This window comes from Acinetobacter sp. SM34 (assembly GCF_022012365.1).
Taxonomy (GTDB): Bacteria; Pseudomonadota; Gammaproteobacteria; order Pseudomonadales; family Moraxellaceae; genus Acinetobacter.
Genome location: NZ_JAKLTP010000001.1, coordinates 273,350 through 299,506 on the forward strand (window position 1 = coordinate 273,350; position 26,157 = coordinate 299,506).

The 26,157-nt window shown below is 41.7% G+C and carries 25 protein-coding genes and 2 pseudogenes; 12 read left to right on the forward strand and 15 right to left on the reverse strand.

Annotation, left to right across the window (positions count from 1 at the left end):
• Window positions 1-195: 195 nt before the first annotated feature.
• The 5 genes from tolA to LZZ98_RS01290 form a co-directional block, all read right to left on the reverse strand.
• Window positions 196-1,506, reverse strand: a complete 1,311-nt coding sequence (gene tolA, locus LZZ98_RS01270) for a cell envelope integrity protein TolA (RefSeq protein ID WP_237786317.1) — start codon at window positions 1,504-1,506, stop codon at window positions 196-198.
• A 3-nt stretch (window positions 1,507-1,509) separates the two neighbouring features.
• Window positions 1,510-1,959: a protein TolR gene (gene tolR / locus LZZ98_RS01275; RefSeq protein ID WP_237786318.1), complete on the reverse strand. Its 450-nt coding sequence runs from the start codon at window positions 1,957-1,959 to the stop codon at window positions 1,510-1,512.
• Window positions 1,959-2,657, reverse strand: coding sequence for a protein TolQ (tolQ, locus tag LZZ98_RS01280; protein ID WP_086175604.1), 699 nt, complete (start codon window positions 2,655-2,657; stop codon window positions 1,959-1,961). The genes tolR and tolQ overlap by 1 nt, the downstream gene beginning before the upstream one ends.
• 25 nt (window positions 2,658-2,682) lie before the next feature.
• Window positions 2,683-3,093, reverse strand: coding sequence for a tol-pal system-associated acyl-CoA thioesterase (gene ybgC, locus LZZ98_RS01285; protein WP_086196177.1), 411 nt, complete (start codon window positions 3,091-3,093; stop codon window positions 2,683-2,685).
• A 243-nt stretch (window positions 3,094-3,336) separates the two neighbouring features.
• Entirely contained in the window at window positions 3,337-4,686 is a 1,350-nt protein-coding gene (locus LZZ98_RS01290; RefSeq protein ID WP_237786319.1) for an amidohydrolase, read from the reverse strand.
• 313 nt (window positions 4,687-4,999) lie between these two features.
• Between LZZ98_RS01290 and LZZ98_RS01295 the strand changes: the two genes are divergently transcribed.
• Window positions 5,000-5,581: a hypothetical protein gene (locus LZZ98_RS01295; RefSeq protein ID WP_237786320.1), complete on the forward strand. Its 582-nt coding sequence runs from the start codon at window positions 5,000-5,002 to the stop codon at window positions 5,579-5,581.
• A 312-nt stretch (window positions 5,582-5,893) separates the two neighbouring features.
• On the opposite strand, the gene ruvB is transcribed toward LZZ98_RS01295, so the two are convergent.
• From ruvB to LZZ98_RS01310, 3 genes are all read right to left on the reverse strand, one after another.
• On the reverse strand, window positions 5,894-6,895 hold the full coding sequence (gene ruvB / locus LZZ98_RS01300) for a Holliday junction branch migration DNA helicase RuvB (RefSeq protein WP_237786321.1): 1,002 nt from the start codon (window positions 6,893-6,895) through the stop codon (window positions 5,894-5,896).
• A 248-nt stretch (window positions 6,896-7,143) separates the two neighbouring features.
• Window positions 7,144-7,746 carry a Holliday junction branch migration protein RuvA gene (gene ruvA / locus LZZ98_RS01305; RefSeq protein ID WP_237786322.1) on the reverse strand — a complete coding sequence of 201 codons (603 nt, stop codon included), beginning with the start codon at window positions 7,744-7,746 and terminating at the stop codon, window positions 7,144-7,146.
• Between the two features lie 122 nt (window positions 7,747-7,868).
• Window positions 7,869-9,209, reverse strand: a complete 1,341-nt coding sequence (locus tag LZZ98_RS01310) for a deoxyguanosinetriphosphate triphosphohydrolase (RefSeq protein WP_237786323.1) — start codon at window positions 9,207-9,209, stop codon at window positions 7,869-7,871.
• Between the two features lie 451 nt (window positions 9,210-9,660).
• Between LZZ98_RS01310 and purL the strand changes: the two genes are divergently transcribed.
• The 5 genes and pseudogenes from purL (at window position 9,661) to LZZ98_RS01330 (ending at window position 15,161) form a co-directional block, all read left to right on the forward strand.
• Window positions 9,661-13,494, forward strand: coding sequence for a phosphoribosylformylglycinamidine synthase (gene purL, locus LZZ98_RS01315; RefSeq protein ID WP_237786324.1), 3,834 nt, complete (start codon window positions 9,661-9,663; stop codon window positions 13,492-13,494).
• Between the two features lie 223 nt (window positions 13,495-13,717).
• A complete protein-coding gene (locus LZZ98_RS15475) occupies window positions 13,718-13,849 on the forward strand; it encodes a KGW motif small protein (RefSeq protein ID WP_269091506.1) in 132 nt (43 codons plus the stop codon).
• A 359-nt stretch (window positions 13,850-14,208) separates the two neighbouring features.
• A pseudogene (locus LZZ98_RS01320) lies at window positions 14,209-14,556 on the forward strand (hypothetical protein); the annotation flags it as partial.
• Between the two features lie 18 nt (window positions 14,557-14,574).
• Entirely contained in the window at window positions 14,575-14,877 is a 303-nt protein-coding gene (locus LZZ98_RS01325; protein WP_237786325.1) for a hypothetical protein, read from the forward strand.
• Window positions 14,874-15,161 (forward strand): hypothetical protein, encoded by a 288-nt coding sequence (locus LZZ98_RS01330; protein WP_237786326.1) that lies wholly within the window; start codon window positions 14,874-14,876, stop codon window positions 15,159-15,161. Before LZZ98_RS01325 ends, LZZ98_RS01330 begins: the two co-directional genes overlap by 4 nt.
• Window positions 15,162-15,434: 273 nt before the next feature.
• On the opposite strand, the gene LZZ98_RS01335 is transcribed toward LZZ98_RS01330, so the two are convergent.
• The gene (locus LZZ98_RS01335; RefSeq protein WP_237786327.1) at window positions 15,435-17,939 is read right to left on the reverse strand and encodes an acyl-CoA dehydrogenase; all 2,505 of its coding nucleotides are present in this window, start codon (window positions 17,937-17,939) and stop codon (window positions 15,435-15,437) included.
• A 376-nt stretch (window positions 17,940-18,315) separates the two neighbouring features.
• On the opposite strand from LZZ98_RS01335, the gene LZZ98_RS01340 reads away from it, so the two are divergent.
• Window positions 18,316-18,633, forward strand: a complete 318-nt coding sequence (locus LZZ98_RS01340) for a Nif3-like dinuclear metal center hexameric protein (protein ID WP_237786328.1) — start codon at window positions 18,316-18,318, stop codon at window positions 18,631-18,633.
• Between the two features lie 178 nt (window positions 18,634-18,811).
• Here the strand turns inward: LZZ98_RS01340 and LZZ98_RS01345 are convergent, their stop codons facing one another.
• Window positions 18,812-19,579, reverse strand: coding sequence for a nitroreductase family protein (locus LZZ98_RS01345; RefSeq protein ID WP_237786329.1), 768 nt, complete (start codon window positions 19,577-19,579; stop codon window positions 18,812-18,814).
• A gap of 104 nt (window positions 19,580-19,683) precedes the next feature.
• The gene (locus LZZ98_RS01350; protein ID WP_237786330.1) at window positions 19,684-20,484 is read right to left on the reverse strand and encodes an enoyl-CoA hydratase; all 801 of its coding nucleotides are present in this window, start codon (window positions 20,482-20,484) and stop codon (window positions 19,684-19,686) included.
• A gap of 104 nt (window positions 20,485-20,588) precedes the next feature.
• On the opposite strand from LZZ98_RS01350, the gene LZZ98_RS01355 reads away from it, so the two are divergent.
• The 4 genes and pseudogenes from LZZ98_RS01355 to LZZ98_RS01370 all read left to right on the forward strand — a co-directional run bounded on the left by LZZ98_RS01355 (window position 20,589) and on the right by LZZ98_RS01370 (window position 22,668).
• A complete protein-coding gene (locus LZZ98_RS01355; RefSeq protein ID WP_237786331.1) occupies window positions 20,589-21,158 on the forward strand; it encodes a nicotinate-nicotinamide nucleotide adenylyltransferase in 570 nt (189 codons plus the stop codon).
• Between the two features lie 46 nt (window positions 21,159-21,204).
• On the forward strand, window positions 21,205-21,768 hold the full coding sequence (locus tag LZZ98_RS01360; protein ID WP_237786392.1) for a YceI family protein: 564 nt from the start codon (window positions 21,205-21,207) through the stop codon (window positions 21,766-21,768).
• A 48-nt stretch (window positions 21,769-21,816) separates the two neighbouring features.
• Window positions 21,817-22,032, forward strand: a pseudogene (locus tag LZZ98_RS01365) (nicotinate-nicotinamide nucleotide adenylyltransferase); the annotation flags it as partial.
• A gap of 57 nt (window positions 22,033-22,089) precedes the next feature.
• On the forward strand, window positions 22,090-22,668 hold the full coding sequence (locus LZZ98_RS01370) for a YceI family protein (RefSeq protein ID WP_237786332.1): 579 nt from the start codon (window positions 22,090-22,092) through the stop codon (window positions 22,666-22,668).
• Between the two features lie 45 nt (window positions 22,669-22,713).
• On the opposite strand, the gene LZZ98_RS01375 is transcribed toward LZZ98_RS01370, so the two are convergent.
• Window positions 22,714-23,604, reverse strand: a complete 891-nt coding sequence (locus LZZ98_RS01375; protein ID WP_237786333.1) for a LysR family transcriptional regulator ArgP — start codon at window positions 23,602-23,604, stop codon at window positions 22,714-22,716.
• Window positions 23,605-23,722: 118 nt separating this feature from the next.
• Here LZZ98_RS01375 and LZZ98_RS01380 point away from each other — a divergent pair, with 118 nt between their 5' ends.
• The gene (locus tag LZZ98_RS01380; RefSeq protein ID WP_237786334.1) at window positions 23,723-24,322 is read left to right on the forward strand and encodes a LysE/ArgO family amino acid transporter; all 600 of its coding nucleotides are present in this window, start codon (window positions 23,723-23,725) and stop codon (window positions 24,320-24,322) included.
• Between the two features lie 78 nt (window positions 24,323-24,400).
• On the opposite strand, the gene LZZ98_RS01385 is transcribed toward LZZ98_RS01380, so the two are convergent.
• From LZZ98_RS01385 to queC, 3 genes are all read right to left on the reverse strand, one after another.
• Window positions 24,401-24,859 carry a peroxiredoxin gene (locus tag LZZ98_RS01385; protein ID WP_237786335.1) on the reverse strand — a complete coding sequence of 153 codons (459 nt, stop codon included), beginning with the start codon at window positions 24,857-24,859 and terminating at the stop codon, window positions 24,401-24,403.
• 154 nt (window positions 24,860-25,013) lie between these two features.
• A complete protein-coding gene (locus LZZ98_RS01390; RefSeq protein ID WP_086175586.1) occupies window positions 25,014-25,427 on the reverse strand; it encodes a hypothetical protein in 414 nt (137 codons plus the stop codon).
• Between the two features lie 13 nt (window positions 25,428-25,440).
• Window positions 25,441-26,112 carry a 7-cyano-7-deazaguanine synthase QueC gene (queC, locus tag LZZ98_RS01395; RefSeq protein WP_237786336.1) on the reverse strand — a complete coding sequence of 224 codons (672 nt, stop codon included), beginning with the start codon at window positions 26,110-26,112 and terminating at the stop codon, window positions 25,441-25,443.
• Between the last annotated feature and the right edge of the window lie 45 nt (window positions 26,113-26,157).

Genomic DNA, 26,157 nt, shown 5'->3' on the forward strand with positions numbered 1-26,157 from the left:
ACTCTAAAAGATGTAAATTATTGTGAATTTGCTTGTGTGACATAATGGCATGATTTTGAATGATTGGAAGCACATCATGAGGACTAAACTGTTATTAGACTGTGAAAAGTGAATAAAATTTCAGCTATTTTTTCAATTCCATAGTTTAAAGATCAAAAAAAACCGCATCAATCGAAAATTGATGCGATTTTAGCTTTATTTTGCTGTAAAGGTTGAAGTAAATGTTCTTGCTTCACGTCGTGCATCTGGGTCAGAAGGCATTGGGTAGGGAGCTGCTGACCGAACAGCTGCTTCTACACTGGCTTTCATGTCTGGATCACTAGAGTTAACAATCACCGATTGAACCGAACCGCTATCACTTAAAGTAACGCGGGCAGTGGCTTTTTGACCTGATGAACCACTCGGAATATCCCACGCACGTTTGATTTTATTTTCAAAGTCACGTTTTGCAGTTGAGGCAATTTTCTTTGCTTCCGCTTTTTTGGTCGCGGCTTCTTCAGCAGCTTGTTTAGCAGATGATGCTTTGGCCTCTTTAGCTGCACGTTCACGCGCTTCTGCATCAGCTTTAGCTTTTGCAGCGGCATCTGCTTTGGCTTTGTTAGCAGCGTCAGCTTTAGCTTTATTGGCTGCATCGGCCTTAGCTTTTGCAGCGGCATCAGCCTTGGCTTTATTCGCTGCATCCGTTTTTGCTTTTGCAGCCGCATCTGCTTTAGCTTTATTAGCGGTGTCCACTTTGGCTTTTGCCGCAGCATCTGCTTTAGCTTTGTTAGCTGCATCGGCTTTGGCTTTTACAGCCGTTGCAGCATCAGTTTTGGCTTTTGCGGCGGCTTCAGCACGCTGTTTATCCGCTTCTGCCTTTCTTAATGCATCCGCTTTTACTTTTTCTGCTTTTGCACGTTCAGCCTGATCTGCTTTACGTTTGGCATCTGCTTCCGTTTTTGCAGCAGCATCAGCCTTAGCTTGAGCCGCAGCTTTTACATTGGCTTTTTCGGCTGCCTCAGCTTGCGCTTTTAGTTTATTAGCCGCAGCAATTTTTGCATTTTCAGCAGCTTGTTTTTCGGCTTTTTGCATGGCTTCAGCAGCGGCTTTGGCTTGCTCTGCTGCTTTATTTGTATCAGGTTTAGCTGGAGCTGGAGCTGGAGCTGGAGCTGGAGCTGGAGCTGGAGCTGGAGCTGGAGCTGGAGCTGGAGCTGGAGCTGGAGCTGGTGTTGGTGGGGCAACTGGTATTACAGGAGCGGGCTCAACACTTGGTTCTGCTGTTTGTTGAACCTGTTCTGCTACTTTTTCATGGGTAGTTTCTGCTGAATCGGTTTGTTCCACAGGTACGGGTTCAGCTGGCAATAAATCTTCAGGTTTAACTAAAACCGTCGTGATCTTTTTAGGAGGCTCAGGTGGTTTACTCATGCCTAAAAAAAGTAAGCCAGTCATTGCCACCACATGGACACCGATGGTAAATCCAAGCGCAATCGTTTTTTCTTTAGATTGTGGCTTTGTGAAATCTTTCATAAATTATTTTAATGGCTCAGTCAGTAAACCTACTTGAGTTAATCCTGCATCCTGTAGGGCAGACATGAGTTTCATGACTTCACCATAAGGACGAGATTCACTGCCGTTAATCAGTACGCTCATTTGTTTTTTCTGTTCTGACGCTTCACGTTGCGATTCAGTCAGCACGGCTTTTAATTCATCGAGTGTGAGCACATCATTACTATGTGATTTATCTTCAAGTTTAATGGTGCCATCTGATTCAAGCGTGACAATGGCAGGGCGGTCTTCGGCCTGCATGGGGGTGCCATTGGCTTGAGGCAAATCAACTTTTACACCGGTCGTAATCATAGGTGCAGTGACCATGAAAATCACCAGAAGCACCAGCATGACGTCGATATAAGGGACGACATTCATGTCACTTTTTAACGGTTTTTTGATACGCTCAAAGCGTCCGGAACGTTGAATCGCCATTAGTCATTTTCCTGTGTAGAACCCACAGTTTGACGTTGTAATAGCGCCACCATTTCTTCGGCAAACAAAGCACGGTCTGAATAGACAGCTTCACCTTTAGCAGTGAAATGGTTAAATGCCAAAACAGCCGGAATGGCTGCAAACAGACCAATAGCAGTGGCAATCAATGCTTCGGCAATACCCGGAGCAACAGTGGCCAGTGTTACCTGGTCAACATCTGCCAGACCAATAAAGGCATTCATAATGCCCCAAACGGTACCGAACAAGCCCACATAAGGCGCAACTGAACCAATACTTGCCAATACACCCAAACCTTGTTCCAGATTGCCCTGGTCACGGCTTAAGCCGACGCGTAACAGGCGTTCTGTACCTTCAATGCTTTGCTGTGCCGGTGCATTGCGTTTTGTCAGCTTTAAAAATTCACCCAAGCCCTGATAGAAGATATCTTCCAGACCGACACGTTTGGAATTGAGCTGGGCATTGTTGTAAAGAGTGTTTAATTCGGCACCCGACCAGAAGATTTTTTGGAAATGTTCATCATCTGCCTGGGCTTTTTTATAACTCATATGTAACTTGGCAATCAGATACCAACTGTATAATGATGCCAGGAGTAGCAGCAGCATTACCAGTTGAACGACAGGACTTGCTTGTAAAATAAGATCTGATACGTGTAGTGAAGATTCTAGTTGTGTTGCCATAGTTACAATGTGCCAATAAATTTTTTTAGTCTTGTCCTAACTCTTTCAGAATTAGTGTACGGATTTCTTCAGGAAGTCGTGTTGGACGCATGCCGTCTACACTGATACATGCCAACTCGACCTCACCAGATGCAAGCATGATTTCACCACGATAAATATTTTGTTGCAATACAAAAGATGTCGCTTTACACGAAACTACACTTGCAGTAACGGTAATCAGATCATCCATAAGGATAGGGCGTGAATATTTCACGTTAATTTTATGTACCACAAAGTTGTAATCTTTTTGGTGCCAGTAGTGGTCAACGCCTGAGGCACGCAACCATTCAGTACGCGTACGTTCCATAAAACGAATATGGTTTGCATGATAGACAATGCCGCCTGCATCAGTGTCTTCAATATATACACGAATGTTGAATTCGAATTTATTCGCCATGATGGTATCCCGCTTTATGATTCAATTTTGCATTTTGAGCTTGGCTTTTAGTAAATATGGCGTCTGTGAATGCGACGCTATTATTGCCAAGAGTCAAGCTGTGTAATGCGTTGCAGTTTAGCATCATGAAATTTGAGTCCAATGGCACAAGGTTTCAAATGGAATCTATTCTACAGGCAATCAACAAAACTTTGAGCTATAAAAAAGTGAGCACAGGATGCTCACTTTTATAACAAATGTCATTTATTTTTTTGCAGTTTGGCTCTTTTTCCAGTCTGCCTGTACTTGTTCGGCAACCTTTGGATAATCCAGAATAAAGCGCACATGGCTTTCTACCCCGGTTTTTAAAGTCGCATTATCAACAATAAATAAAGGGTTATGGTTAGGTGCGGCTTTGGCCATGTCCTGATCGGCAGGCGTTGCGCCTACAAAGACAAACAAAGACGGCATGAGCTGACCATAATAAGAAAAATCTTCACTGGCACTGGCATTGTTGTCCAGTACATGCAGTTTATTTTCTCCATTCACCTGAGCAAGTGTAGGCTGCATCAGCTTAGTTAGGCTTTTATCATTGGTGGTCACAGGCGCATATGGCGCAATTTCCACTTTTGCAGTGACATCATTTGCAGCGGCATTATGCTCAATCATTTTCGGTAGGTCTTTTAATATTCCTTGGCGCACATCTTCATTATTGGAGCGGATTGTACCCACCATATTGACTTGATCTGGAATGACGTTACCTGTTGTACCACCGTGAATGCTACCAATACTCACCACGCCCATACCTTTGGTCAAGTCCGCCTTCCTGCTGACTAAACTTTGCATGTTGTTGATCATTTGTGATGATGCATAGATCGGATCACGACCAAGCCAAGGCATGGAACCATGTACCTGTTTACCATTTACTTGAATGCGTAAATGATCAGCACTGTTCAGAATCGCGCCATCTTTATATAAAATATTACCGCTAGGCATGCCTGCCATTACATGCATACCAAAAATGACTTCCGGTTTAGGATTGTTCAATGCACCATCGGCAATCATTTTACGTGAACCGATTAAATGTCCTTGGCTAAAGTTATCGACATCGGCTCCGCCTTCTTCAGCTGGCTGGAATACAAATACCACGGTGCCTGCAATTTTATCTTTATTCGCCGCCAGGGCTTTGGCTGCGCCCAATAACATGGCTGTATGCGCATCATGACCACAGCCATGCATGACATGCGTTTCTACACCTTGATACATGGCTTTGGCTTTGCTAGCAAAAGGAAGTCCTGTTTTTTCTTCAATGGGTAATGCATCCATATCTGCACGGAGTGCCATGACTGGACCGGGTTTAGCGCCTTTCAGTACACCAATTACACCGGTTTTGGCATAACCTTTACGCACTTCAATGCCATAGGATTTCAACTCTTTTTGTACCAGCTCAGAAGTTTTGAATTCCATGTTGCCAAGTTCAGGATGCTGATGAATATGTTCCCGCAGCTTAATGGTGTGGGCTTCTACATTTTTAACGGAATCATCAATCCAGTCAGCAAGGCTGAGTTGGCTACAAAAGATAAATGGAAGGCAAAGGGAGATCTGCTTGTACATGTTCATATCTTGGGAGAACCTTAAGAGTTTGAAATAGTTAAAGTTACTTTTTAGAATTGCATATTGTTTTAAATTTAATCAAAACTCTGTAGGTATCTTAAATATACTTTTAAGGTATAATTTATTTTAGTGATTGGAATATAAGGTTTTTATTGATACTTTTACTTTGTAAATTTATGTATCTTACTTTGAAATTAGCTTTTATAAATTGTGGTTGTTGTAAAAGTTAATTTTCGGATCTGTGACCCCGAGATTTAATCCGATTCCATTTATTATTAAGTTATTACAGCATAACTAAACATACGAGATTTAGATGAGTCGCTTTTTGAAATACATAATTATTTTAGCCTTGGGGTTTGCACTGTGGAATTACTGGCTGAAACCGGATAAAGGTATTTCAGAGGCTGCTGATTATCAATCTGCTCAAGGAATCCATCAGTTTGATGGTTATAGTATGAAAAATCTTGAAGCGTATGCTGGCGAGTTTCGGGTTTTATCAAGAGAAGACTATAGTTTTGGGCGAGAGGCAGAACTTAGTCCAGTTGATTTTGCTTTGGGATGGGGCAGCATGAACAATCCTGCTGTTTATAAGCAGTTGTCGATTAGTCAGAGCAACCGCTGGTATTACTGGCGTTATGAAAATGCCCCACCTATTCCAGTCAATGAAATTTCAACGCATAGTGCCAATACGCATTTAATTCCTGCCTCGAAACAGATTGCAAAGCAGCTGAAAGCTATTGATCAGGACGATTTGATTTATTTAAAAGGGCAATTGGTTGAAGTCACGGCTGCTGATGGCTGGAAGTGGCGCAGTTCTTTAAGTCGTGAAGATACAGGGAATGGTGCGTGTGAGTTGATGCTGGTAGAAGAGGTGAGGGTAATTTCTAAGTCTTAGATCTTTTTTAAGTACGGATATGATTTTGTAAGGAAAATAAGTTAATAGAACTAGGTTGTATGCACATCTTCAAATATTATACTTGGTTTATTTTTTATTTGCGTAAGGTTTACTTACTTTTGACGGGACAAAAGTAACAAAATCCCTTTGTTGGATTGAAGGTATGTCCTGAGCCAGTTTTAAGCACTGCTTTAAAACGCGGCGCAATGGGTGGCTAACGTGTGGCATCCCTGCCACACTCGTATATCCAAAGCTTGCTTAAAATAGGCTATGAAATACTAATGAACCTAAGCTGCCTTTTCAAATTACTTATCACTTCGGCTCTGGTGGTGTCATTCCAAACTGCAAATACGCCATATTAGTGGCAATACGACCACGTGCTGTACGCATGGTATAACCTTGCTGAATCAGATAAGGCTCAATTACATCTTCCAGAGTACCTGAATCTTCTGCCATTGCCGCTGCCAAAGCTTCCACACCGGCAGGCCCACCATCAAAACGTTCTAACAGCATGCTTAAGTAACGACGGTCTAATGTATCTAAGCCATCTTTATCGACATTCAACATGTCCAATGCACGTTGCGCCATATCCTGAGTGACTTCACCCGTACCTTTGACTTGAGCATAGTCACGCACGCGACGTAATAAACGGTTGGCAATACGCGGTGTACCACGTGCACGACGGGCAATTTCTTGTGCACCATCAGCGGTCATCGGAACGTCCATTAAGCTGGCTGAACGTGAAACAATGTGCGTCAGGTCTGCAACTGAATAAAATTCTAAACGCTGCACAATACCAAAACGGTCACGTAGCGGTGAGGTGAGCAAGCCTGCACGAGTTGTTGCTGCCACCAAGGTAAATGGCGGTAAATCCAGCTTAATGGAACGTGCACCGGGTCCTTCACCAATCATGATATCCAGCTGATAATCTTCCATGGCTGGATACAAAATTTCTTCAATCACTGGAGAAAGACGGTGGATTTCATCAATAAATAAAACGTCACCCTCTTCCAGATTGGTCAGCATGGCTGCCAAATCGCCGGCACGTTCCAGTACCGGGCCGGAAGTTGACTTTAAATTACCGCCCATCTCGCGGGCAATAATATTGGCCAGTGTGGTTTTACCTAAACCCGGTGGACCAAAAATTAAGGTATGGTCGAGTGCTTCACCACGTCCGCGTGCGGCGCCAATAAAGATTTCCATTTGCTCGCGTACCACTGGTTGACCAATGTAGTCATCGAGGGAAGTGGGGCGAATGGCACGATCAAAATGATCTTCGGGTTTTTCAGAACCACTGATGAGACGGTCTTGCATATTAAGTCAGTTCTATTTTCGTGAATTCGATTGTCGCGTTATGGTCATACATAGCATATTTAGTTGCACGGCCGCGAATGATGAAAGATATTCACTGCTTTCGCGTAGGCGATGCCTTACTTTTGACAGGGCAAAAGTAACAAAACCCTTTGCAGAAATAATGGCATGTCCATATGCCATATTTCTGCGGCAGCATCCATGCTGCCTTTCATTGCATCTATTTACACCTATAACTTCAAATTATGAGGTTATTTATTCATCGATTTTAATGCGGCGCGAATAATATCAGAGGCCTCGGTGAAGTCACCTTTGGCTGCATTCACCAGTTTCTGTGCTTCTAAAGGTTTATAACCTAAAGATTGCAAGGCAGCTTCGGCTTCAGCAACAGCCGAGTTACCACTAAACTGGATTTGCTGTGCTGATGCAGGATTATTGGCAGTGCCGGCAGACATCGCTTTAAAACGGTCACGCAGTTCAATCATCAAGCGTTCAGCGGTTTTCTTGCCTACACCCGGAACTTTCACCAAGCTGTTGATATCTTCATGTTCAACGGTATGAATCAGCATTTCTACACTTAAGGTCGATAAAATGCCGAGTGCCATTTTAGGCCCCACACCGTTGACTTTCAGCAGGGTACGGAAAATGATTTTCTCTTGAGCATTCAAGAAGCCATATAAAAGCTGAGCATCTTCACGAACGGCAAGATGCGTCCATAAGGTGACTTTTTGGCCTTTCTGTAACTGGCAAAATGTAGAAAGCGGAGTATCCACTTCATAGCCCACACCATTTACATTTAACAGTACTGTCGGTGCTTCTAAAGCCAGTACTTCACCAATGAGACATCCAATCATTTTGAGTTTTTCACTTATCTATCGTTGGTTGCATAGTAGTGAGCATTTGCACGAAAGGCAAAATGCTCACGTATAATTTTTTAAATCTGGTGAAAATTTTAGCCAGCATATCTGCAATAGCTTTACATCAAGCCGGCTTTATTGCCCTGTAACTCTTGCGACAAGTTATAAGCCTGATGGTCTGAAAATTTCGAAATAATATCTAGCACCTGCATAATATTTTCATAATGATTACTTTGAAAATTGACTCCGGCACGTTGCAGCATGGACATTAAACGCTGTTCTTTAAAGCTCAAAGTCTTATGGGGTGTAGTCAGCGGAATAAAGGCATCTAAAATATTTTGCAGGCTTTGATGCGCAATAATTTCCAGTCCGGCCTTTTGCGGATGTTCAAAGATTTTTTCACGGGCCAGATTTTTTGCCCGTTCAATGCCGCGTTCAATATCTTGAGAGCAATATTGCAATAAGCTACCTTTAAGTTGGCCTGACAAAATCTCATAGTGATGTCTGGCAAAGGCACTCGTGACTTCATCTACCAGTCGTTTCATCACACGACCACGTAAAGCGGCAATTTTTTGCTGCCATGTGGTGGTTGGCATAGACAGTTCTTGAGGTGTTCCATAATCAGCAATCAGGTCAAGGAAAATGGGTTCCACTTCTTCATAAGATAGCATGTTTAAAATAATGCCATCTTCCAGATCAATCAGGGCATAGCAGATATCATCTGCAGCTTCTAATAAATAGGTCAGTGGATGACGGCAATAATGATATTCACCCAGCTGAATTAAACCAAGCTGTTCGGCAATTTGCTTCAAAATCTCTTTTTCGGATTGATAACAACCAAACTTTGCCCGTTGACTGGCAGGGCGGTCGCCTTGTGAGGCAATGGTTTTAGACAGCCACGGATACTTTAAGTAAGCCCCTAAGGTTGCGTAAGTTAAGCGCATACCGCCATCATTGGGATGATAGTCAATTTTAGTCAGTAAGCGTAAACCTTGGGCATTGCCTTCAAATTGGCGTACATCCGCCTGTTCTTCAGGCGTGAGTTTTTCTAAAAAGTTGCCATGTGAAGCATCATCAAACCATTCGCGAATGGCATATTCACCGGCATGTCCGAAAGGCGGATTGCCAATATCATGCGCCAAACATGCGGCCTGAATAATGGCACCGACATCGGCAGGGGAAATCCAAACTGGGAGTTGATCTTTAATTTTTTCCGCGGCCAGCATGCCCAGGGAACGTCCAATACACGACACTTCAAGCGAATGGGTTAAACGGGTGTGAATGCCATCGTGTTGAGTTAGCGGATGAACCTGGGTTTTGCGGTTCAGCTGGCGGAAACTTTGTGAGAAGATAATGCGGTCATAATCTTTATGAAATGGGCTACGTGCCTGTTCTGAACTTTGTTTTTTGCTACCCATACGAACTGTCGAAAGCAGTTCTAACCAACGCATTTGTTCCATTTATCGTTATTCAGTGAAGAGCTGAATTCATCATGCCAAAAAAAAGTCTCACCGACTAGAGTAGGGCGACATGATTTGTCTTTCTGATAAAAACAGCCTACAGATGGATTTATTGCAGATGATATGAATAAATCGACAATATGGTATTTATTGAGATAAAAAAATAAGATTCGAAGACGATGCCATAATGTTAATGGCTAATTGAAGATTCGGAATAAACTCAAGTCGTTGCAATAATATTTAGAAACAACATAGTGCAGGCTTAAATTTATATAAGATTCAAAATTTTTATCTGAAAAATAAAATATTCTTCCGTGTTCTTGAGTGAATAGATGTCACATTCGTGAATTTCTATCTAGCTGATTTTGCCAATACACAGTAGAATATGCGCTCTCTCTAAGTCACATTGGCGGTATGGTCCAAAAGACCTGCCCGTGGAGCCAAAATCAGCATGTTTATCGTGGCCGGTGCACCAGCACACTCTTCTTTTAAGAAAACTCAACTCTTAAACCGTCTCGCGTCAATGAGTTCTGTTCAATCAATTGAAAGTCAATGGATTTATCTGTTTGATCAAGCGCTCAACGAGCAGCAGCATCAATCTGCATTACAACTATTAAACGATGGTGCTTCTTTTGAAGTTCGCCAAGCGGCAAATGATGAAATTCAAATTTTAGTTACACCGCGTTTAGGAACAATCTCGCCGTGGTCTTCTAAAGCGACTGATATTTTTGCCAACTGTAATACCCCGATACACCGCCTAGAACGCGGTGTTTTGTTTACTTTAAAGGGTATTTCCGAAGTATCTGATGAAGTTAAACAGGTTTTGCATGACCGCATGACTGAAAGTGTGTTTAATCAAATTGAAGATGCTGCGGCATTATTCTCTGAGACTGCACCAAAGCCTTTAAATAGCATCGATATTTTAGGTCAGGGCAAACAAGCACTGGTTAAGGCCAACTCTGAATTTGGTTTTGCACTTTCTGATGAAGAAATTGATTATCTAACCGAAGCCTTTATCAAGATGGGTCGTAACCCGCATGACATCGAACTGATGATGTTTGCGCAAGCGAACTCAGAGCATTGCCGTCATAAAATCTTTGGTTCTGAATGGACAATCGATGGTGAAAAACAGCCATTGTCATTGTTCCAGATGATTAAAAATACCTATAAAGAATCTCCTACAGACGTTTTATCTGCCTATAAAGATAACGCTTCTGTAATCGTGGGCTTTGATACGCAGCGCTTCTATCCTAAAAAAGACGAAGCAACCGGTCACCACATTTATAAATACAAGAGCCAGGCCGCTCACATCTTAATGAAAGTGGAAACGCATAACCATCCAACAGCGATTGCACCATTTGCCGGTGCTGCGACTGGTTCAGGCGGTGAGATTCGTGACGAGGGTGCAACAGGTCGTGGTGGTAAACCAAAAGCAGGTTTAACCGGCTTTACTGTTTCAAACTTGAACATTCCAGGTTTTGAACAGCCGTGGGAAGAAAACTACGGCAAGCCATCACGTATGGCATCTCCACTTCAAATCATGATTGAAGGCCCATTGGGCGGTGCTGCATTTAACAACGAATTTGGTCGTCCAGCCTTAAATGGTTACTTCCGTACCTTCGAACAAAATGTAAATGGCGAAGTGAAAGGCTTTCATAAGCCAATCATGATTGCTGGTGGTTACGGTAACATCCGTCCTGACCATGTGGAAAAAGATGCGATTCAACCGGGCGATTTACTGATCGTGCTTGGTGGTCCAGCGATGCTGATCGGCTTAGGCGGTGGTGCTGCATCTTCAGTAGATAGCGGTAAGCTGGGTGAAAACCTGGACTTCGCTTCGGTACAACGTGAAAATCCGGAAATGGAACGCCGTTGCCAGGAAGTGATTGATGCTTGCTGGCGTATGGAAGATTACAACCCAATCGTGTCTGTACATGATGTGGGTGCGGGCGGTGTATCTAATGCGATGCCTGAACTGGTCAACGACCATGAATTGGGTGCAGTACTTAACCTGCGTAAGATTCCATCACTTGAGCCGGGCATGTCTCCAATGGAGATCTGGTCGAACGAAGCGCAAGAACGTTATGTATTGGCAATTCGCCCAAGTTCTTTAAGCCTGTTTGAATCACTTTGTGCACGTGAGCGTTGTCCGTTTGCAGTGTTGGGTGAAGCGACTGAAGCTCGTCACCTAACTGTTGAAGATCCATTGTTTGAAAACAAAGCCGTGGATATGCCAATGCAAGTGATGCTTGGCGGTACACCACGCATGAGCCGTTCTTTCGAGACCATTGAACGTAAAGGCGATGACTTTGATGCCGCTCAAGTGGATTTGAAAGATGCGATTTTCCGTGTTCTGAAAAACCCAACCGTTGCTTCTAAATCATTCTTGATCACCATCGGTGACCGTTCAATTACCGGTATGGTTGCACGTGACCAGATGGTCGGTCGTTGGCAAGTTCCTGTAGCAGATGCTGCGGTAACCACAACCAGCCTGGTCGGTTACACAGGTGAAGCCATGGCGATGGGCGAACGTCCACCGGTTGCATTGCTCAATCCAGCGGCTTCTGCACGTTTGGCTGTAGCTGAATCAATCAGTAACATTATGTCTGCAAAAATCGACCAGATCAGCGACATTAAATTGTCTGCAAACTGGATGGCTGCAGCAGGTCAAAAAGGTGAAGACCAGGCGTTGTTCGAAGGTGTGAAAGCCATTGGTATGGAAATGTGTCCTGCTTTAGGAATTGCCATTCCTGTAGGTAAAGACTCATTGTCTATGCGTACCACCTGGAATGACGAAGGCGAAAATAAAGCAGTAACTTCTCCAATGTCAGGTGTAATCACTGCATTTGCTCCTGTGACTGACGTACGTCAAACATTGACTCCTGAACTGAAAAATGAAGATTCAGTACTGGTACGTATCGACTTGTCTAAAGGTCAGTTCCGTCTAGGTGGTTCGATCCTGGCTCAGGTGTATAAAGCCATTGGTTCAGTAACGCCTGATGTAGACAGCTTCGAAGATTTCAAAGCATTTTTTGCATTGGTGCAGGACTGGAACAACCGTGGCTTGATCAAGGCTTACCATGACATCGGTGATGGCGGCTTGTTAGCTACTGTTGCAGAAATGATGTTCGCTTCACGTCTGGGTGTGGCTTTAGAAGATCAATCTACTGCAAGCCTGTTCGCTGAAGAAATTGGTGCAGTTCTGCAAATCACTACTGCTGATTGGGAAGCGTTACAGGCAGAAATCGCTGAATCTTCACTTAAAGATGCAATCACTGTAGTAGGTAAAGTTAACAATACTGACCAATTGACTATCAATGGTCTGGTACTTGAACGTGCTGATCTACAAGTAGCATGGACTGAAGTTTCGCATCAAATCCAGCGTCTACGTGACAACGTGGAAACTGCGGATTCAGAGTTTGCCTTAATTACAGACAAGAATCACAAAGGTATTATCGCTCAGCCTACATTTGACTTGAACGAACCTGTAGAAGCACCGTACATCAATTCACGCCGTCCAAACATGGTGATTTTACGTGAACAAGGCGTAAACGGTCATGTGGAAATGGCTGCGGCATTTGATAAAGTCGGCTTCAATACTGTTGACGTACACATGAGCGACTTGCTTGCTGGCCGTATCAGTCTGGATGACTTTGAAGGTATTGTGGCGTGTGGCGGTTTCTCTTACGGTGACGTAATGGGCGCAGGCGGTGGTTGGGCTAAATCAGTATTGTTCAACCCTAAACTTCGCGACCAGTTCGAGAAATTCTTCCATCGTTCAGAAACCTTCTCTCTAGGGATCTGTAACGGTTGTCAAATGTTGTCGCAATTGGCTCCACTGATTCCGGGTGCAGAAAACTGGCCTCGTTTCCACCGTAACACTTCAGAAGTGTTTGAAGCGCGTGCAGTCAACGTTCGTATAGAAAAATCTAACTCGATCTTGTTAGACGGTATGGAAGGTTCGATTCTTCCAATCGCTGTAGCACACGGTGAAGGTCGTGTAGTTGCAACTGAAGACAAGATTGCTGCATTAAATGCAGGCAATCAAGTCAGCCTACGTTATGTAGACAGCTTGGGTAATGCTACACAGCAATATCCATTGAACCCGAACGGTTCACCTGAAGGGATTACTGGTGTGACATCGAAAGACGGTCGTGCAACGATTATGATGCCGCATCCTGAACGTAACTTCCGTGCAATTCAGCATTCTTGGAAACCTGAGGAATGGACTGAAGATGGTGCATGGTTACGCATGTTCCGCAATGCACGTAAGTTCATTGGTTAATTCTGAAGTGTTTTGAAAAAAAGCCACCTTCGGGTGGCTTTTTTATTTTGTACATATTTTTTTATTTAATTTTTATTTCTCCCGCTGAACTTGGTTTGGATTTTGCTTTTATATTGGAGTGATAGAATATTTGTGTGTTTTATGCACAATCACGATGCAATATAGAGGAAAGATGGTTCACTAAATATAAGTTCAGGATTGAATCTCTAAGTGAGGTGACACAATGCTAAAAACTGCAACCTATACAAATGTTGATAAAGCGACTTTACGTAAGAAAGGCTGGATGTTTTTTATGGCAGTCGTAGGGTTACAAATGCTGTTTTTGATCGGTAGCTATTTGCTTCAAAGTTCTTAATTTTTAGATTGAAAAAGCCACCGTGAGGTGGTTTTTTTTGTGCTGGCTATTTTAATAAAGTCATAGCTTCGCTGATTGTGCAAAGTTTTAATGAATAACGCATAAGCAATGTTTTACTTTTGAAAGGTCAAAAGTAACAAAACCCTTTTATTTGGCAGAAGATACATCCTTGTATCTCTGCCAAATGTGCGACATTCATGTCGCGGGTCATGTGATTGGATTTAGTCTTTGAAAATGTTTTCGTGAAAATGATAAAACTCATCTGTTCTAATATATAGCTAAATTCCAAGAGCTGTAGCACGCTAATATATCGTAAAATACTATTGTATGAAGTTTCTGATGTAATACTAAATTAAGTAATCAGCTATATCACGCAATTAGATGCTTTTGGGTACTATCGTAAACATCCTTTGCCAGGAACAATTTTTGGTGGACGTTTCCCGATATATATCTGGCCTAGACCATTAATGTGGGCTTTTGAATGGCATGATACGTCTAAAGATTTAATTTTAAAACGTGGCGAACCTTTATTTTATTGTCAGTTTGATGGCTTTGACCCATCTCGGACTATAAAGCTTATTCAAGCTGAAAAGACACCTGAGTTAATGCATTATATAGATCAAATTTCTGGTGTTGTAAATTATGTAAATCAGACTTTTTCATTATTTTCTGAAATTGAGAATAATCGTCCTAGTTTATTAATTTAAATAAAAAGGTAAAAGTTTATGTTGAGTATGCTATGGGGAAGTTATATTTTTTTTCAAATAATTAGTTTTTATATTTGGGGGTGGGGATATTTCTCATATCTAAGTTTAGTTGGTACTATTTTATTTGGTTTTATTATTTCAATAATTAATGGGAATAAAATATATTCATATTTTATTTTTCCTATATTGTTGCTTGTGTTGTTTTATAGTTTTTTTTCATTTTTTTTAAAAAACTCAAATAATATTGATGGAATTTTTGAAGCTAGTGGGAATTATATTATTTATGAAAAAAAATTAGAAATAGAGCTTCTGGAGAAATGAATCCAAAAAGTAATTATTTAGAACCAGTTTCATCTGATGGGTTATATCTGAAAGCAAAAAATAGTGAAAATTATATTGAAATTTCTTGTTCTATAACTGAAAGTGGATGCCCGTTTTCTAACAATGTTGGTGATGAAGTCTTTGTGAAATATAAGGAGAATATTCTATTTGATAGGAATTTTGCATTTTATATTAAATATGGCAATAAGATTTATGATGAAGATTGTTTTTATGAAAAATATAGAAAAGAAAGACAATTAAAAGTTTATTTTATATTTTTTTAAGTTTGGTCTTTGTGGTTTTTTGGTGGGTGGTTAAGTACAAATCTAATATTTATTTTAAATAAATAATTTATTATTTAAATTATAAAGGTGAGAAAATATCTAATACAGTAAAAGTTAATGCGGAAATTTATGGGGAATTACATAATGTTTGGTCTTTGTATATAGCGTTGCAAAAGTATTTTGCTGAGCCAAATGCTGAAAATTTAAAATCTGTTTTTGATAATGGTGACTATAAAAAACGGCCTCAATCAGCCGTTTTTTATTGCTGAAATTTTATGGGGACAATGGTTCTCGCTGTTTTGGATCAGGCATAGGGGCAGATTCTTCTTCCTTATTATAAGGGTTCTCCAGTTCCAGCGTTTGGTCCAGTTCAGAATCAAAAACATCGGTCAGCATACTGTCGTAGCGCTTGGCATTATAAACAGCAAGTTTTGATGCTTCATCTTCAGTTATAAAACCGATTGCCACGGCATCTGCAAGGCGTTCATCAAAAGTTAAACCACTAAACTGACCTTTGGATTCAGCCTTTTTGAATTTATCCCATAGGGGTTCTATTTCCAATAGCATGTTAAAGGTTGATTCCATACGACCGGTCACATCATTTTCCGCAGTGGTGTAAAACACATGTTTTTTCAGTTCATCGCGGAAAGCATTGTCCTGCATAATGATATCACCAGCCTGTTGTTTCAAAGCATCACTTGGTTTTTTCAAAGGTCGGCCCAATGGAAAACAGATAAATTTGATCAGACCGGCTGCCATACCTACCGGGAAGTTTTCAAACAAGCCATAGAATGCTTCCTGAGCATTGTAAAGTGATTTTTCCAGCGCCAGTTTGGCATGAACCTGTTCAGCCTCAGTTTTTTTGCCATGTTCATAATATTTAATTATCGCCGTGCTAATAAAAAGATTGGCATGAATATCTGCCAGGCGACCGGATAGCATTTCTTTACGCTTAATATCACCCGCAAGTAAGCCTAAACACATATCGGCAGTAACTGAAAAGTCGGCACTTAAACGGTTAATAATCTTGTAATAGGGACGGGTAAATTCATCCACATTTTTCGGTGCATCGGATGAGCCACCGATATAGCCATAGGCAAATGCACGCGCAGTACGATTCAAGGTATAGCCTAAGTGTTTAAATAACATATCGTTAAAAGTGGTTAGGGCAGTATCTTTATCCTTGGCTTGCAGCAGTTGCAATTCCTCAAACAAATAAGGATGGCAACGCATAGAGCCCTGACCAAAAATCATTAGGGAACGACTTAAAATGTTTGCACCTTCCACGGTAATTGACACAGGTATGGTCTGATACATTAATGCCAGAAAATTGCGCGGACCCATTTGTACCGCACGACCGCCGACCACGTCCATGCCATGATTGACTACATCGCGCATGGTTTCAGTGGCGTAGTATTTAGCCATTGCAGTCATGACCGCAGGTTTACCGCCTTGGTTCAGTCCACAGGTGACTAGGTAACGGAATGCTTCCAGCATATAAGTCTCGCTGGCAATATCACTGGTTGCCTCTTGTACACCTTCAAATTTACCCACAGAAATTTTGAATTGCTGGCGGATTTTGGCGAAAGCCCCTACGTTTAGATAGGTCATTTCACTTGCAGCAGTAGAGAGTGCAGGAAGGGAAATACCGCGACCTACTGCCAGACATTCCATCAGCATGCGCCAGCCTTTCCCAATATTTTCAGCACCGCCAATAATCCAGTCCAGTGGAATAAAGACATCTTTACCATCCACCGTTCCATTCATGAAGGGTACGCCCGGATTGTGTCTTGGCCCTACTTTTACACCCTCATGGCTGGCAGGAATCAGCGCACAGGTGATGCCATATTCCATTTTGCTTTTATCACCCAACAAACCTTCCGGATCGTACAGCTTAAAAGCCAAACCTATGACGGTGGCAATTGGGGCTAGGGTAATCCAGCGCTTGGAAAAATTCATGCGTAGGCCAAGTACTTGCCGACCATCAAACTCGCCATAACACACCACGCCGGTATCGGGAATGGAACCAGCATCTGAACCTGCCTCAGGGCTGGTGAGGCCAAAGCAGGGGATTTCTTTCCCTTTGGCCAAGCCCGGTAAATAACGGTTCTTTTGTTCTTCTGTTCCGTAATGAAGGAGTAACTCGCCCGGCCCTAAAGAGTTGGGCACCATACAACTGACCGCTGCCGTTAAGGAGCGTGAAGCGATTTTGCTCATAATGCGGCTTTGAGCAAATGAACTAAACTCGCGACCGCCGTATTCTTTGGGAATAATCAGGCCTAAAAAACCGTTTTCGCGAATATAAGTCCATGCTTCGGGAGGTAGGTCTTTATAGTTATGGCGAATTTCCCAGTCATTCAGCATCGAGCATAATTGTTCTACTTCATGATCTAAAAAAGACTGTTCTTCTTCTGAAAGGGTGGGATAAGGATAACTTTCGAATTTAGACCAGTCGGGTGCGCCCATAAACAGGTCTTTTTCCCACCAGCTGGTACCTGCATCCAAAGCTTCGCGCTCAGTGGTGCTCATTGTCGGCATGGCATTGGCCAGCATCTTATAGGCAGGTTTGGTGATGAATGCCATTCGTAATGAATCAATCATCACAATTAAACTGATGAGGATGAGCGGAATACCAAAAATCAGCGACCAGGGACTGATAAATGTAGTAATGACAGCCACAATAATAGTTGTAATAGCACCGGTATTTCGACTCAATCCAAAAAAGAAGATGGCCCATACTGTAAAAAATTGAATAAGCAGACTGATGATGAATAGCATTTATTGTCTCCAGTTGCTTACACCAGTACAAAGCCAGAGAAACAGTAAAGGATATCTGGAAATCGCAAGATAACTTATTGCACTGTTTTATTAGAATGACTTTGGGTGTAATAAAAATATTGTTGTTAAGACCGGGAGGCGAATGAAAAACTTCTATCCCGAATTTATAAAATTAAATCTTGTTTTTAAAATAGAGTGTTTTTTGAGCAGTGTAAAAGATTGAACTGTCATAGAAATGTCAAAAAAAGTAATAGGTAGTTGTATTTAAAATGGTTTTGATTTTTGAGGCTCTGATAAGGGTTCAATCAAATCTCATAAAGATTAATTCAGATTTAAGCGCTAAGATAATCCTATCTTTATTCTGTTTGTTGATAGCATGCTTAAACTGATTTATTACGTTCCTGAATCTCATCTTGAATCAACCAAAAACGCCGTGTTTCAAGCAGGGGCAGGTGGGATAGGCAACTATGAGCATTGTGCCTGGCAGGTGTTGGGTACAGGACAGTTTAAGCCTCTAAAAGGTGCAGATCCTTTTATTGGTGAGGTCGGAGAACTGGAACAGGTAGAGGAATGGCGGGTGGAAACCATTGTGCCTGAAAATCAAGCATCCAATGTGGCAAAAGCACTCAAGGTCAGCCATCCGTATGAAGAGCCTGCGTTTGAGTTTATTCAGATGGTGGATATAAATTATTGATGATATTTGATTGGTGAAAGGGTGACATGGATGTCACCCGCTAGCCAGAGGTTCAGGGATGAACCTTCTGGCTAGCAAAGATTTTGGTTACTTTGATCTTTCAAAGTAACGTAAATGCCTATGCAAATTTAAACTGAGTTATGACAGCATATGAGGCTGTGCCAATTGATTATTCAAATCAAACCTTTTGAACAAATAACTCACGATCAAAACGGTATTGCGGGAAGAACACGCCGTCTTTAGCCCGTTCACCGGCAGCAATCACCATTACAGGATATTCCTCATCATTGAGATTTAAAATTTTATTGACCATAGGCTCATCAAAACCTTCCATCATGCAACTGTCAAAACCATAAGCCCTTAAAGCCAAAACCAGATTTTCACAAGCTAAAGCTGTGGTTTTGCTTGCCCAAAGTTTTGCATCTGCCGGGTTAAAAGCAGTTACTGGCAATTGCTTATCCAGTGTACGTGCAATTTTGAAAGCAACTTTCTTAAAGTTACCCAGAGCATTGAAATAACCCGTTTTATAATTATATGGAATAAACTTGTAATACTTCTGCACAGCAACAGGTGTTTCCGGAAATGGGAACTCGGAAATATTCATCTTTGCCATTTCATCAATACGGTCGGTACGTGCCACACAAACAATTAATTCCGAAGCTGTTTTTGCTGCAAGCTGGCTTAAACAGGCTTTGACCAGCTGTTTCTTTTTGGAAGAGTTCTGCACCACATAAAAAGTCCAAGGCTGTAAATTGGATGAGTTTGGGGCAAGCAAGGCAAGATCTAAACAGTCATCCAGTACTTCTGCAGGAATGGGTTTTTTCGTAAATTTACGTACCGAACGACGGCTTTGTACGACTTTTTTAAAGTTTTCAACATCAATATCTGTTGGGGCTGGCTCAAAATAACGTTTCTTTTCAGTTTGGGTTTCGCTTGATTGGGTCATCTTTGTTTACTCAGCTTTTAAAGCTTGAAATTTATATCTATTAAAACGCATAAAGCCACCGAACAATGTCATTATTCAGTGGCTTTTCATTTAACTCTAAAAAATTAGTTAAATTGTGCAAAATCTGGTTTACGCTTCTGCATAAATGCAGCAACAGCTTCAGCCATTTCAGGTGAAGATACACGCTTCATAAAGATTTCAGCTTCATCATCAATACAGCCAATAATTTCTTTAAGATTGTGCTTCATTAAGGCTTTGGTCTGTTTGATCGACGCTAGAGGAAGTGCAGCCAGAGTTTGTGCCTGTTTCAGTGCAGTAGCATAAACGTCATCTTCAATGCTATTTACAATTCCAGCACTCAAGGCTTTTTCGCTGTTAAATTTTTGTGCGGTGAATAGCAACTCTGCTGCTTTATGATAACCCGCTTGCTGGATTAACAGTTTGCTTGAAGCACCTTCAGGAGAAAGCCCAAGGCTGACAAATGGAATCTGGAACAGGGCAGTGTTATCACTATAGACCAGGTCAGCATGTAACAGAATCGTTACCCCAATGCCAATCGCTACACCGCGTACAGCGGCAATCAAAGGCTTGGAAAATTTTGCAGCTGATTTCAAAACCACGAATGGAGGTGCATCACCGGCTTTACCTGCAAGAGGGGTCTGGATAAACTTCATGAAATCCTGCATGTCGTTACCGGCACTGAAGTCGGCATCCGCACCACGCAAAATCACCACGCGAACCTCTTTATCCTGATCGGCTTCATCCAGTGCCTGGGCAATTTTTAGATACAGCTCGCCGTACAAGGCATTTTTAGCTTCAGGACGATTAATGGCTAAGGTAAGCACCCCATGCTCTAAATTCGCATTCAAATGTTGATGTGGTTGTTGAATACAGCTCAGTGTCATCGTACTATCCTTGCTTTAAAATTTAATTTGATTTTATGGCGTTTATTATGTCGCATATTTATTTTAGCGGCACAACTCACGAGTCATAAAAAATTTGAACCGTTATGAACTATACATTTGATTATCTGGTTTTCATTGGTCGCTTTCAGCCCTTTCATCTGGCACATATGCAAACCATTAAAATTGCATTGCAGCAAAGCCAGAATGTGATTCTGGCTTTGGGCTCGGCACAGAATGAACGCAATATTAAAAATCCATTTAGTGCTTCCGAGCGTGAACAGATGATTTTGTCCAACTTTTCAGAAGCAGATCAACAGCGGATTAAGTTTGTGCATGTGATTGATGTGTATGACGATCAAAAATGGCAACAACTGGTGCAATCTTTGGTAACTGGCGTAGTCGAGCCCGAAGCGAAAGTCGGATTAATTGGTCACTTTAAAGATGAATCTTCCTATTATCTGAAGCTGTTCCCGGAATGGCAGATGGTAGAACTGGACAGCCTGGTCGGGGCAATTTCAGCAACGCCACTACGTGAAGCTTATTATCGTGGTGAAATTATCGAATCGGCTTTTCCGCTCGGAACCAGCGAGTTTTTACATAAGTTTAAAAATACTGAGACTTATCAACAATTGGCACATAAATTTGCAATGAACGATAAAACAAATCTGAGCTGAAGCTGTTTTAAGTATTGAGTTCATTTAATTGTTAGGCAGCAACATGATGAATCTATTCTTAAAAAATATTGTTTATGCAGGATGTCTCTCAGCTGTTTGTATGTCGGCAGTTTATGCCAAGAGCTGGAGCTTGACGCCAAAAAGTGATGTAGGCTTTAGCATTAACTCATTGGGCTTGACTGTAGTGAAGGGGAGTTTCCAGCAATTTAAGGCAACAATGCAGTTTGATCCGCAAACACTGCAACAGGCATCAACAGAATTTACCATGCAAGTCGATAGCCTGAATGTTTCCAAACCAGGTTTAAAAAATATGATTATGGGTGAGGACCTGTTTTATACCTCACGCTATAAAACAGTGAATTTTAAAAGTACCCAGTTTAAACCGCATGCTACCAACAGATATTGGATTCGGGGAAATCTAACCTTGCGTGGTGTCACCCGTCCAGTTGTGTTTGATACCATCTTAACGCCCAACAACAACAATCCAAATCTGCTCGATGTGAAATCAGCTACCGTGATTAACCGCTCGGATTTTGGCATGAAAAAAGCGAGTACCGGTGTGGGTGAGAAGGTGAGTATTCATCTGATTGGGCAATGGAAAGCTATATAATTCAAATATATTTTTAATTGGACCATTTTAAGAAAATTGTCTTAAGATCTAAAATTCTTCCTGGAATGGGAGATGGTGGAACTTGATAACCAGATCGGCGAAATTTCAGCGACCCCGTTGCGTGAAGCCTATTATAGTGGTGCAATTATCGAATCAGCTTTTCCGCTCGGAACCAGCGAGTTTTTACACAAATTTCAAAAAATGCCCATTTACCAACAATTACAGGACAAATACCTGACCCAAGATAAAACCAATCTTGCATAATTTTCAGTAAGCTACTAGGTCGAGGCAAGCCATTGCAGCGATCCAGGAGTGGGTAAGATGAACCTCAACACAAGCTTGAAATGTATCTTCATTACGGGTGTTCTAAGCTTAAATATTAACGCGATCAACGCGCACGCCAATCCCCAGCAGTGGTCTCTCACGCCAACAACTTATGTCGGTTTTGATATCAAGTCGATGGGATTTTCGATCGTAAAAGGCAAATTTGAGAAGGTTCAATCCAGCATGAGTTTTGATCCCGCAGCCCCACAAAATGCCTCTGCCCAGTTTGTATTGAATGTGAATAGCTTGAGTCTGACCAAGCCATCGCTAAGAAATTTAATTTTAGGTGAAGATTTCTTTTATGCTGAAAAATACCAGACCGCAACATTTACCAGCCATCAATTCATCTCTTTAGGCAATAATCACTACAGCATAAAAGGGGATTTATCCTTGCGTGGCGTGACCCAGCCGGTAGTTCTGGATACCCTTTTAAAACCCAATCCGACCAATCACCAGCTGCTGGATGTTGAAGCTAAAACAGTGGTTAAACGCAGTGACTTTGGTATGAAAAAAGCATTCGGCGGCATAGGGGAAAAAGTCAATATTGAGGTCTTTGGCCAGTGGCAGCCCAAATAACGCAGCATATCCATCTAAAACCAGTTTCTGTGGATCGGGTTGTTTTTAATTCATGTGATGTGGTGCATTTTCCAGCAAGTCTAGCGTCAATTTTTGTAATAGCGCAGATTGCTGCTTCCAGTGATGCCAATACAGTTTCATCTCGGTTTTGGCATCCGGGATGACTTCTACTAATTTACCGGTTTGAAGATCATCACCCATTTGATATTGCGGCACTAAACCAAAGCCTAAACCCAAATGTACTGCTTCTACAAAAGCAGTCGAAGAGGGAATAAAATAATGCGGATAACTTTGCTGGTTCAGACCAAACAAGTTCAGGATCACCTGATGATGCATTAAATCTTTACCATTAAAAATAATGGCTGGAGCATGTCTTAACGCATCACGGTGAATGCCATCTTTAAACCAATTTTCTACAAAAGAAGCTGTTGCCACCATGCGGTAAGTCATCTGTCCCAAGTAATGCACTTCACAGCCTTTCATGGCAGTGGATTCAGTCGAGATGCAGGCATTGACCAAACCGGTTTCAAGCAGTTGATGGGTTTGGGTCTGGTCATCCAGAGACAGTTTTAGCGCAATCTTTTGCTCAATCAATGTGCTTTGCAGGACTTTAAGTAGCCAGGTCGATAAAGAGTCGGCATTGGTGGCAATACTGAATTGATGAAACTCATGCTGGCTGGATTGCCCCATGAACTGTTGTAACAGATTCTGTTCACGTAGGCGTTGATGCTGTAAATATTCTAACAGCTTTTGACCGGCTTGCGTCACCCGGCAGGGACGTTCGCGCAGCAATAAAATCTGTCCCAAATCTTTTTCCAAAGCCTGCACCCGTAATGTGACCGCAGAAGCGGTAATACACAGCCGCTGTGCAGCTTCGTCAAAACTGCCGGATTCCGCAACGGCAAGAAAAGCTTCACAGGATTTACTTGAGAGCATGGCAATAACCTAAGAAAAATTTAGTAAGATTGATATTTTCTTAATCATACTTAATTTAGGCTTTAAGCTGGGATAATTCACTACAGGATTTTTGAATTATTTTTAAGATTTAGTATGTATGTTAAATAGTGCTTTACACGGTTTTGCCATGGCTTTAAGCCTGATTGTGGTGATTGGTGCACAAAATGCTTTTGTATTGAAACAAGGGATAAAACAGCAACATATTTTTGCCGTTTGCCTATGTTGTGCCTTGTCTGATGCAATATTGATTTCAGTAGGAGTACTGGGTTTTTCAGAACTGGTCTTGTTGCATCCGGATTGGCTGAATATTGCCAAGTATTTGGGTGCGACTTTCCTGTTGATATATGGGGCACAACATTTTTATCAGGCCTGGAAAGGGGAGCAGCGTTTAGACCTTACTCAAGACGAAGTACCTTGTTTATGGAAGGTCCTGTTGATTTGTTTAGGCCTAACCTGGCTGAACCCGCATGTGTACTTGGATACAGTCGTGTTACTTGGCTCAGTCTCGACCCAATATCCCAACACGCAACTGTATTTTGCCCTAGGGGCAATCAGTGCATCATTCCTGTTCTTTTTTAGCTTGGGCTATGCAGCACGTTATTTGCAACCAATTTTTCAACGTCCTCAAGCCTGGAAAATATTGGATCTAATAATTGGCTGCGTGATGTGGTCTATTGCCATTTCCTTATTGAAATAAGTGGATGCACAACACAAAAGAAAAAGGCATGAGCAATACTATTTCTAGTTAAAATCATGCCTTTTTTATAGGGGGAAATTAAGCAGCTTGCAGAGCTTTCAAGTCTTCAAGCACTTGTTTTGCATGCCCTGCGGCTTTGACCTTACGGTATTCTTTTAGCAGTTCGCCGTTATGGAAAATAAAGGTTGAACGCTCAATACCCATGACTTTTTTGCCATACATGTTTTTTTCTTTAATCACATCAAAAAGATTGCACAGAACTTCTTCTTTATCGCTAATCAGGTTAATGCTCAGATTTTGTTTTTCGGTAAAGTTTTGATGGGCTTTTACCGAGTCACGTGAAATACCCAGAATTGTAGTATTCAAGGCATCAAACTGGTCTTTCAAGCAGGAAAAACCGATCGCCTGTGTAGTACAGCCCGGGGTAGAATCTTTAGGATAAAAATACACAATCAGCCATTCGGTCGGTATTTCAGTCAGGTTAATTTCACCGCTTGTGGTTGGGAAGGTTTGATTGGGCAGCGTAATAGCAGACATGTGTGGATCCTTATAAAGTCGAATTTATCATATTGATCTTAAGTTTATGCTGACATGATAGCGAATTTAGTCCTGCTTATGCTGAAGTTGGGATATAAATTTCAACCATAAAAAAGCCTGCAACGATGCAGGCTTTTATTCAATCTAAATCAACTTATTTTTTAGGTTGTTGAGCAGATTTCATTGCTTCTTCAGTCAGGCTTTTAAGTTTTCCGGTCAATTGTGGGCCGAAACAAGCTTGTAAGTCTTTATTTTGTTTTTGTACAAAAGCTAAAGTCGCAGGGCTTTTCTTTTGGTTAATGGTACTTTGGATTTCCCATTTTTGTGCATTGGTTAAGCGACCATCGGCTTCAACTGCACAAGTACAGTATTTGCTTACTTCAGATGAGCTAAGTTTTTTACTTTTACCAGTTTCTTCTTTACAAACATTAATTAAAGCAGATTTTACATTAGTGCTTTTATAAGCTTCTTGAAGCTTATTTGTTTCAGCTGCATTTGAAGCAGTAGCCATTAATGCAACCGCAGAAACCAATGTAGAAAGAATAATGTTTGACTTCAAATTTTTCATGTACTGTACCCTGTTATGACGGTATATAACGTGTCGGATCGGCGATACCCGCATCAGCAAAACCTTGTTTACGTAAGCGGCAGCTATCGCATTTACCACAAGCACGTCCTTGGTCGTCTGCTTGGTAGCAAGACACCGTTTGACTGTAGTCTACGCCATGTTCTATACCTAAGCGAATGATATTTGCTTTGGATAAATGTAACAGAGGTGTTTCAAATTTAAGAGGTTTACCTTCTACACCCACCTTGGTTGCAAGGCGAGCCATGCGTTCAAAAGCATCAATAAATTCAGGGCGACAGTCAGGATATCCTGAATAATCAACGGCATTAATCCCAATTACAATCGCTTCTGCACCAAAAACTTCCGCTGCAGCGAGCGCATAAGACAGAAATATGGTGTTACGTGCTGGAACATAAGTTACAGGAATACCTTCTTGTTCATGTTCCGGCACATCAATGCTGTGGTCTGTTAACGCAGAGCCGCCGAGGTTACCTAAATCAATATTAATGACACGATGTTCTACACCAGCGCGTTGTGTTAATGCTCTAGCCGCATCCAGTTCAGTGGTGGAACGCTGACCATACATGAAACTTAAAGCAATACATTCATAACGTGCTTGCGCCCAAGCCAAACAGGTTGTTGAGTCTAAGCCGCCAGATAACAAAACTATGGCACGAGGGCGCATATTCAAATCTCCAAACAAATATAGGTATTCAAGAACAGAAATAAA

Bases quoted from the DNA above. Each gene is read 5' to 3' on its own strand.
- LZZ98_RS01380 (WP_237786334.1), top strand. From the start codon at position 23,723: ATGTTAAATAGTGCTTTACACGGTTTTGCCATGGCTTTAAGCCTGATT.
- LZZ98_RS01350 (WP_237786330.1), bottom strand. From the start codon at position 20,484: ATGACACTGAGCTGTATTCAACAACCACATCAACATTTGAATGCGAAT.
- purL (WP_237786324.1), top strand. From the start codon at position 9,661: ATGTTTATCGTGGCCGGTGCACCAGCACACTCTTCTTTTAAGAAAACT.
- LZZ98_RS01360 (WP_237786392.1), top strand. From the start codon at position 21,205: ATGAATCTATTCTTAAAAAATATTGTTTATGCAGGATGTCTCTCAGCT.
- LZZ98_RS01335 (WP_237786327.1), bottom strand. From the start codon at position 17,939: ATGCTATTCATCATCAGTCTGCTTATTCAATTTTTTACAGTATGGGCC.
- tolA (WP_237786317.1), bottom strand. From the start codon at position 1,506: ATGAAAGATTTCACAAAGCCACAATCTAAAGAAAAAACGATTGCGCTT.
- LZZ98_RS01385 (WP_237786335.1), bottom strand. From the start codon at position 24,859: ATGTCTGCTATTACGCTGCCCAATCAAACCTTCCCAACCACAAGCGGT.
- LZZ98_RS01290 (WP_237786319.1), bottom strand. From the start codon at position 4,686: ATGTACAAGCAGATCTCCCTTTGCCTTCCATTTATCTTTTGTAGCCAA.
- ybgC (WP_086196177.1), bottom strand. From the start codon at position 3,093: ATGGCGAATAAATTCGAATTCAACATTCGTGTATATATTGAAGACACT.
- LZZ98_RS01310 (WP_237786323.1), bottom strand. From the start codon at position 9,209: ATGGAACAAATGCGTTGGTTAGAACTGCTTTCGACAGTTCGTATGGGT.
- tolQ (WP_086175604.1), bottom strand. From the start codon at position 2,657: ATGGCAACACAACTAGAATCTTCACTACACGTATCAGATCTTATTTTA.
- LZZ98_RS01345 (WP_237786329.1), bottom strand. From the start codon at position 19,579: ATGACCCAATCAAGCGAAACCCAAACTGAAAAGAAACGTTATTTTGAG.
- LZZ98_RS01330 (WP_237786326.1), top strand. From the start codon at position 14,874: ATGAATCCAAAAAGTAATTATTTAGAACCAGTTTCATCTGATGGGTTA.
- LZZ98_RS01325 (WP_237786325.1), top strand. From the start codon at position 14,575: ATGTTGAGTATGCTATGGGGAAGTTATATTTTTTTTCAAATAATTAGT.
- LZZ98_RS01340 (WP_237786328.1), top strand. From the start codon at position 18,316: ATGCTTAAACTGATTTATTACGTTCCTGAATCTCATCTTGAATCAACC.
- LZZ98_RS01375 (WP_237786333.1), bottom strand. From the start codon at position 23,604: ATGCTCTCAAGTAAATCCTGTGAAGCTTTTCTTGCCGTTGCGGAATCC.
- LZZ98_RS01355 (WP_237786331.1), top strand. From the start codon at position 20,589: ATGAACTATACATTTGATTATCTGGTTTTCATTGGTCGCTTTCAGCCC.
- queC (WP_237786336.1), bottom strand. From the start codon at position 26,112: ATGCGCCCTCGTGCCATAGTTTTGTTATCTGGCGGCTTAGACTCAACA.
- ruvB (WP_237786321.1), bottom strand. From the start codon at position 6,895: ATGCAAGACCGTCTCATCAGTGGTTCTGAAAAACCCGAAGATCATTTT.
- LZZ98_RS01295 (WP_237786320.1), top strand. From the start codon at position 5,000: ATGAGTCGCTTTTTGAAATACATAATTATTTTAGCCTTGGGGTTTGCA.
- tolR (WP_237786318.1), bottom strand. From the start codon at position 1,959: ATGGCGATTCAACGTTCCGGACGCTTTGAGCGTATCAAAAAACCGTTA.
- LZZ98_RS01390 (WP_086175586.1), bottom strand. From the start codon at position 25,427: ATGAAAAATTTGAAGTCAAACATTATTCTTTCTACATTGGTTTCTGCG.
- LZZ98_RS15475 (WP_269091506.1), top strand. From the start codon at position 13,718: ATGCTAAAAACTGCAACCTATACAAATGTTGATAAAGCGACTTTACGT.
- ruvA (WP_237786322.1), bottom strand. From the start codon at position 7,746: ATGATTGGATGTCTCATTGGTGAAGTACTGGCTTTAGAAGCACCGACA.
- LZZ98_RS01370 (WP_237786332.1), top strand. From the start codon at position 22,090: ATGAACCTCAACACAAGCTTGAAATGTATCTTCATTACGGGTGTTCTA.